The sequence below is a fragment of the Steroidobacter sp. genome (assembly GCF_016790065.1).
GTDB lineage: Bacteria > Pseudomonadota > Gammaproteobacteria > Steroidobacterales > Steroidobacteraceae > Steroidobacter.
The window spans coordinates 1-7608 of the sequence record NZ_JAEUPY010000105.1 but is presented as its reverse complement, the minus strand read 5'-3'; the positions used below and the strand labels follow the sequence as shown (position 1 = coordinate 7608).

Sequence of the window (7608 nt, the reverse complement as noted above, 5' to 3'; positions counted from 1 at the left end):
AAGCGCACTCATTGAAGTCCTCTAGGCCCGCTGGATAGATAGCGGTCGAACCAGGCGGCGCTCCGCTCCATATAGTCCAGCTGGTGAGATCGCTCGGTGAGGTAGTGCCCCTGGCGTGGGTAGACCACCAACTCAACCGGCACACCGGCCCACTTCAACGCTGTGTGAAACTCCGTCGCCTGCGTCAGCGGGCAAGAAGCATCCCGCTCCCCGTGCAACAACAGCACCGGCGTCTTCGCCTTGCGAATCTGATAAATCGGCGACCGATTCAAATACAGCTCGAAGTTCTCGTACAGCGGCTCATCCCAGTGCGCGAGCTGCTCATGCATTCGAGTGCTGCTGGTGCCCGCTTCGCTGACCCAGTTATAGATCCCACTGGCAGCGACAGCTGCTTTGAAGCGATGACTTCCCCAAGTCGCACCCCAGGCCGCGGCGTAGCCGCCCCAACTCATGCCGTAGATACCAGCACGCTGCGCGTCAGCGAGGCCGAGCTCGATGAGATGATCGAGCCCCGACTCAATGTCTTCCCACTCCCGTCCCATCAAATCGCGACGATTGCCACGAATGAAATCAACACCGCGGCCACTGCTGCCGCGATAGTTAGGAAACAAAACCAGATAGCCACGGGCAGCCAGCACTTGCCCGAGATTGGTCGCCTCCTGAAGTCCGAAGCCATTCCAACCATTCTGCGCACTCATCTCGGAACCGCCGTGCACATGAATGACGGTGGGATAGCGAACTCCGGGCACGAACCCCACCGGCTTGATGACGACGCCTTCGATGACAGTGCCGTCTTTGCTACGCCAGCGAGTGACCTCCTGCGAACCGAGCGTGAGTCCATTCAATGCAGGATTGGAATACGTCAGTCTTCGCAGACCACCACGGCCATCGCGACGCCCGACGAATATCTCTTCTGGATGGGCAGGCGAACTGGCGACGACAGCGAACGTCTCGCCGTTCTTGCTGAAGCTAGCGGAACCCCGAAGAATCTCAGTTGACGCCAAGATCGATTGCATGCGACCAGAGGCCAAATCGAGCGTGCGCATCGACGTCTGCGCCCCCTCTTCCGCAATCAGCGCCAACGTATTGGAACGCCCCGGCACAGGCACCGCGCTTATCACCGTGCCCTCGTAACCACGAGTTAGGTTCTTCGGCGCCGATGAACCGTCAGCCGCAGCCAGGAAAACACTTCCGTCACGGGGATCAGTAACATCGACCGACCCAAGCCAGAGCACGTTGCGCGCATCGGCCGTCCAATCGATTCGCCCCACCAATCCTTGGGTCTTCGCGATCAGCTTCGGCGTGCCGCCCGTCGCAGCGACGACATAGGGCATCGCATGCAGGCATCGGTCATCATCAGTGCTCCCGGTCGAAGCCACGAGCGCGAAAGCGTCACCGGAAGGCGACCACGCGAAGCTCCAAATATTGAGATTCCCCGTATCGATCGTCGCAACGTCGCGCGTATCGACGGCCACCGTGTAGAGCCGCGAGCGAGCCGGATCAGCATCAGCCACCCACCAATCGCGACCACTCTCTCGGGCACTCCGCTGATCATCGCTCTCTGCATCCATCGCCAGGAAGGCAATGCGCTGTCCATCGGGCGACCATTGCAGCTCAGTCACTTCACCGCGCGGTTCGGTCAGCTGGATGACTCCTCCCCATCCCGCAGCGTTCTTGCGGCGAACGTAGATCTGCCTCGGCGCACCGGCTTCTCGACGAGCGAGCCACGCGAGCGTGCGACCGTCCGGTGACCAACGCGGCATCGCAGGGCTGACGCCACTCTCCGACCATTCAACCGGCTCACCGCCTTTGGTGTCGACCAACCAGAGACTGCCGAGCTGGACACTGCGCCCTTCGACCGATGAATGCCGCTCCAATCGATAGGCAACTTCCGACCCAGCAGGCGACAACGCCGCGTCCGCCACGGTTCGCAGCTTGAGCGACGCTTCCGGCGTCAAACCCGCAGCGCCTGCGCCAATGCAGACGAGCAGCAGAGAAACAAAGACGGCACTTCTCATGAGTGGTTCTTAAGCGTGCGACTGGAGATCCCGAACCTTGTTACAGGTCCGGGAGATACCCAACGTGAAAGTCAGCGTTGCTAGAACTTGACGGTCGCGGATGCCACCACAGTGCGTGGATTGCCGCGATAGAAATACTGGCTCGACCAGTACGCCTCGTCGAAAACATTCTCGATGTTCAGCCGCATCGTGACCGGGTGCTGATTGGCATCGAAGGCGTAGCTGGCGCCGAGATCGAAGCGCGTCCAACTCGGAGCTTCGACGTTGCCCCAGTACGCAGAGCCCGACATATAGAAAGGACTCGCATAGGTACCGCGCGCGCTGATCGCCAAGCCAGGGAGGAAGGACAGGCTCCAGTCGCCGCCCAAAGTCACATTCACTTTGGAGACACCGTCCGGTCTACGGCCGGCGTTGGCCGGATCTTCGGTCTTGGTCAACTCCGCATCCAGCAGCATGACGCCACCCAACAACCGAACGCCCGGCTGCGGTTCGCCGAAGATGCTGACCTCGAGACCGCGATTCCGTTGCTCGCCGTCCAAGCTGTAGATCATGGTCTGCTGATCGATGATTCCTTGCGGACGGGCGATTTGAAACACCGCGAACGTCGCACCAAAGCCGCCGCGATCCAGTTTCACACCCGCCTCGATCTGCTTGGATCGATACGGCTCGAAGATCTGTCCCGCGTTCAGTGCTGGCGACTGTGCCGTCGGGCCTCGCGCCAGACCTTCCATGTAGTTGGCATAGATCGACACAGCTTTGATAGGCCGGAACACCACGCCAGCCGACGGGCTCAACGCCTGCTCGTCGTAAGCGCTGATCTGCTCTCCCGTGCCCGGATCGAACTCATCGTTCTTGACGTTCTGTAGACGTGCACCCAACGTCAACTGCACCTTGCCATCGGCCATCGACAGCGTGTCTGCCAGCGAAACGCCGGAGAGCGTGGTGTCCAGAATCTTCGGCGGCCGAGGAAATCCCGCCAGGTTCGGTTCCGGAATGAAATTCGGCGAATAGATGTTCGATGGATTGACGGCCAAAGCGGCCGAGCCATCGATGCTGCCGTCATAGAAGCTCAGCTCGTCCCGTTTCACCTGGGTGCGAGTCGCAGCGAGCGCGAGCTGATGATCGAGGCCGCCGGTAGTGAACGTGACACGGATACCGGCCTCGCTCGACGCACCCGCGACCTTGAATGCCTTGCCCCAGAAGTTTTCGTCGAAGTCACCGGCGTTGTTCAACGAAGTGCCGTAGCTCAATACATACGAGCCCTCTGTTCTGCCGAATCCAGTGGCGATGTAGCCGAACACGTTGCTGCCGAACTGATATTCGGCGCGCGCCACACCATAGACGGAGTGTTCCTCGGTACCGAGCCAAGGCTGCAGATAGCGCTTGCCCGCTGACGGCGCTCGAGGCGGCGTGGTCAGCGCCACACCGAGATAGCTGTCCGAATCCATACCACGATAGTCGCGACTCTGATAACCGAAGTCAGCAGTGAGCTGCAGGCCGCCGCGATCGAAATCGATACCAATGGCGGCGTCTTCCGCCTTCTTCGACAATCCCTCCAGCGCGCCATCGCCATCCCGATACACGCCGTTGACCCGAATACCGAGCTGTTGATCGCCACCGAAGCGACGGCCGACATCGACGTGCGCACCCAGCTGCGAATCTGAAACGAACATGGTGGTCAGCGACAGCAGCGGATCCACACCAGCGCGCTTGGGCGCGAGGTTCACCGATCCACCGATGGAGCCGACCGGAGACATGCCGCCAAGCAGCGTGCTCGGCCCCTTGATCAATTCCACACGCTCGACGGTCTCGACAGCCACCTGATCCCACGGCGCCACGCCGTACAGACCATCGAACGCGACGTCTTCGGTGCCGACGGTGAAGCCGCGAATATCGAACACGTCGTAGCTTTGTGACTCTGAGCCTGCGGCTCGCACCGACGCATCTGAAGTAATCACCTGCATCAGGCCACGCGCGCCGACATCTTGAATGTACTCGGACGTGAAGCCGGTCGTGCTCAACGGCGTGTCCATGATGTCACGATTGCCCAGCAAGCCGAGTCGGCTGCCGCGGGCCACTTGGCCGCCGCCATATTCTTCCGGCAGTTTTTCGCTGGTGACGATGATGGTTTCGAGGCTGGCTTCGAGCTTGGTGGTCTTGTCGCTCTGAGCGTCAGTCTGCGAGCCCGAAGTGCTCTCGTAGGAGGACTTTCGATAACCTCCGGAGCTGCTCTCTGCCTTGGCCGCGGTCGTGATCAACAGCGCGCCCGACGATTCGTCTTCACGAAACACCAGCGGAGTGCCGCGCAGTAATTTCGTCACGGCCTCTTGCGGCGTGAGTTCGCCACTGACGCCGTCGGTGTGCAGCCCTTTCACCAACTCTGTTTGATAAAAGAACTCCACGCCGCTTTGCGTGGCCAACGTGCGCAACGCCACGGCGAGATCGCCTGGAGGGACGCTGATGGGGCGGCGGTCCATTTCGCTCGCGCCAGCGGCAATGGCCGCGGAACAAACCAAGGCAACGAGCGTCGTCCGACCGAACTGGAAACTGTGCATGTGCTCTCCCCGCTAGCGGCTCTTGAAGGCCAGTCGCTAATTAAGACGAGCAGCTCGAACAAACACGGTATCGAGCCCGCACAAATGTTTCCTGTTCAAGGGTCCTGCAGATAAATGTCACGGCCACGGCGCTCGACCACCACCGGAAAATTCTGGCCGAGCAGCCGGACGAAGGCATCGACATTGTTGGAGCGGAAGTTGCCGTCGATCTTCATGCCGGCGAGCGTGGAATTGCCGATCACGATCTTGTCGTCGTTGTACCGATTGAACTCCGCCGCTGCATCGCTGAGGGGTGTGCCTTGGAACACCAGAAATCCGGTTCGCCAGCTCAGATACTGCGTAACATCGCTCAACGGCTTTTTCTGAACCAGCACGCTCTGATGGTCGCTGCGAGCGATGCTGCCGGCGCTCAACAAGGCCACGGGTTGCTCGGCCGCGCCGGCCGACTGCTCCATGCGCACCTGCCCTTCGCTGACGATCACGCTGATGTCTTCTTTCTCCCGCCGTACCGAAAAGCTGGTACCCACCGCGACCACACGCCGCTCGCCCGCGATCACCACGAACGGTCGGCTACGATCCTTGGCGACTTCGAAGAACACTTCGCCACGCTGCAGTTGAATGCGTCGCTCGTGCTCGACGAACGCGACTCGCACTTCGCTGTCGGTATTCAGAGTGATGCGCGAGCCATCAGCCAGGGCCACGCGCTGCATGCCACCGACTTCGGTTCGATAGGTCGAGCGTTGTGGCAGCAACGCCCAAGTTGCCGCAAAGACGACCAACACCAAGCTCGCCGCCAGCGCGCCTCGCCAATAACTCGTCGACTTGGGTCGAGCCACAGGTGGCGTAACGACAGATTGAGGCTCCGATGCTTCAGTCCATGGCGCTTGCCCGGATGGCAGGCCCGCACCCAGCGCTTTCAAGCGCGATGCCTCACTCCACGCGTTGTCGAGCCTCAAGAACACCACGCGGCGGGCACTGGATGCCTGCAGCCAAGCCGACAACTCCTGCTGGTCAGACTCGGTCCATACGCCAGCGTCGCGCTTGAAGAGCCACGCGGCGGCTTCGTTCTCCAACTGTTCTCTACTTTCCATGAGCCGACTCATTGGTCACGTTGCGATTCTGATCGCCCGCTGCCGCCCCCTCTCCCCCATAGAACAACTCAGCCAATCGCCTGATCCCTTTCAACGCATGTTTCTGCACGGTGGCCACGGCAATGTCGAGCCGCGAACCGATTTCCTGTTGGGATAATCCTTCGACCCGCTGCAACCACACCACTTCCCGGCATTGCTGAGGCAACCCGTTCATGGCCGTGGACAGATGTTGCAGCTGTTGCCGGGCGGTGAGCCGCCGCTCCGGCGTCAGCGGATCGACCAGGACATTCAATGCGTCCAAGTCCTCGATCAGCTCGATGGAGACGATGCGGCTGCGACGAGCACGATCGATCATCAGATGGCGGGCGGTGGTGAACAGGAACGCCCGTGGCGACTGTGGCAGCGTACCCGACGCCGACTCATACACCCGCACGTAGACGTCGTGGCAGATGTCGGGCACGTCGCTGGCATTGGGCCAGGCTCTCAGCACGTAACGGCGCAACGCCGCCTCGTGGCAAAGAACCTCCCGCACGAACCACTCGTTCACACCCTCGCCCATTCGAGGGACAGTACACCCTGCCATTGCCCCATAGAAAGGGGTCGAAACTTTCTTTCTCGGGCGATACCGTGTTTTGGTTCGCCAATCGTCGTACCTGAGATAGGCGGCTCAAGCGCCCCAGGCATCCCGAAACAATCTGACAAAATTGCCGCCCAGAATCTTGTCGATTCGGGCCTCGCGCCAGCCACGGCGCGCCAGGTCATCGGCCAACCGTAACAGGCGTAGGGGGTCGTTGTACTCCGGGACCAGATTGAACACATCCGCCGCCTCACCCGGTGCGGCAATGTTGGCCGCGCGACGCTGCTCGAAGAATTTCCGTTGCTCCTCAGCCGCCGCCGCATCGGTTGGCGCTGGCGAGATGCCGCCGTCGGTTCCCAGGCCGACATGGTCTTCGCCGCAAACGTTGACGGCGTGCTCCAGATGCCGGATCACATCTTCCGCATGCACCTGCCCCGACGTTCGCAGGAACGGCATGAAGTAGATCCCCGCCACACCGCCCTTGTTTGCCAACGCCTTCAGAGAGCTGTCATGTGTATTGCGTGGCAGGTCTGCCAGCGCTCGGCAACCCGTGTGTGTGATGGCCAGCGGCCCGGCGGACGCAGCGATTCCCTCAGCGATGGTGCGAGGTCCGGCATGACTGAGATCCAACAACTGCTTCATGCGATGGATCTCCGCGATCGCCTCTCGTCCGAGCATGCTCAAGCCGCCGTCCGCCGGTTCGAGACAACCATCTCCCATCAGATTGCGACGGTTGTAAGTCAACTGCACGATCCGCACGCCGAGATTTCGGAACAGCGTCAGCCGTCCCAGATCACCCTCCAACATGCTGGTGTCCTGAAAGCCGTAGATCAGTCCAATACGCCCCGTATCACGAGCGATGGTGAGGTCTTTGGCAGCAAGCACTTTCAGTAACAGATCCGGATGCGCAGCGACGTGACCATCGGTGGCTGCAATGTCGCGAATGGCCAGATCAAAGGCATTCAGCACATTGCCCACTTCTCCCATGGTGCGATTGGCAGCCGTGACGCCAGATCGCTTGATATCGCGCAGCTCTGCCTCGTCGTATTCACTCGGCCCGCCCAGCGCATCGATGACGAAGGCACGGCGATATCGCTCAGCGGAGTATCCCGCTGCCGAAGCACTCACCAACCAAGGGGCGGCAGCCATGCCAGCGGCGGCGCACGACAGAAATCCACGACGCGTATACATAACTTTCCCGCTTGCTGATCAATCGAAGACGATGGGCTGCAGATGTTTGGGCCGGATCAGCTTCGATTTGGGCGAAGCCGTGGCCGCTTCCTGCATGAAGGGATCGCCCTTTTCTCGCCACGCCTGCACTTGTGCCGCCTCGTCCTCGTAGGTGACATAGAAATTGTCCCAATGCG

General features: G+C 60.8%; 5 protein-coding genes. All 5 read right to left on the bottom strand.

Annotated elements, in window-relative coordinates; all coding sequences use genetic code 11:
- Positions 1 to 8 precede the first annotated feature (8 nt).
- Positions 9 to 2018: an alpha/beta hydrolase family protein gene (locus JNL55_RS04490; RefSeq protein WP_293849897.1), complete on the bottom strand. Its 2010-nt coding sequence runs from the start codon at positions 2016 to 2018 to the stop codon at positions 9 to 11.
- A gap of 80 nt (positions 2019 to 2098) precedes the next feature.
- Positions 2099 to 4573, bottom strand: a complete 2475-nt coding sequence (locus JNL55_RS04485; RefSeq protein ID WP_293849894.1) for a TonB-dependent receptor — start codon at positions 4571 to 4573, stop codon at positions 2099 to 2101.
- 95 nt (positions 4574 to 4668) lie between these two features.
- Positions 4669 to 5664 (bottom strand): FecR family protein, encoded by a 996-nt coding sequence (locus tag JNL55_RS04480; RefSeq protein ID WP_293849891.1) that lies wholly within the window; start codon positions 5662 to 5664, stop codon positions 4669 to 4671.
- Positions 5654 to 6196: an RNA polymerase sigma factor gene (locus JNL55_RS04475; protein WP_293849888.1), complete on the bottom strand. Its 543-nt coding sequence runs from the start codon at positions 6194 to 6196 to the stop codon at positions 5654 to 5656. Before JNL55_RS04475 ends, JNL55_RS04480 begins: the two co-directional genes overlap by 11 nt.
- 135 nt (positions 6197 to 6331) lie before the next feature.
- The gene (locus JNL55_RS04470) at positions 6332 to 7432 is read right to left on the bottom strand and encodes a dipeptidase (protein WP_293849885.1); all 1101 of its coding nucleotides are present in this window, start codon (positions 7430 to 7432) and stop codon (positions 6332 to 6334) included.
- Between the last annotated feature and the right edge of the window lie 176 nt (positions 7433 to 7608).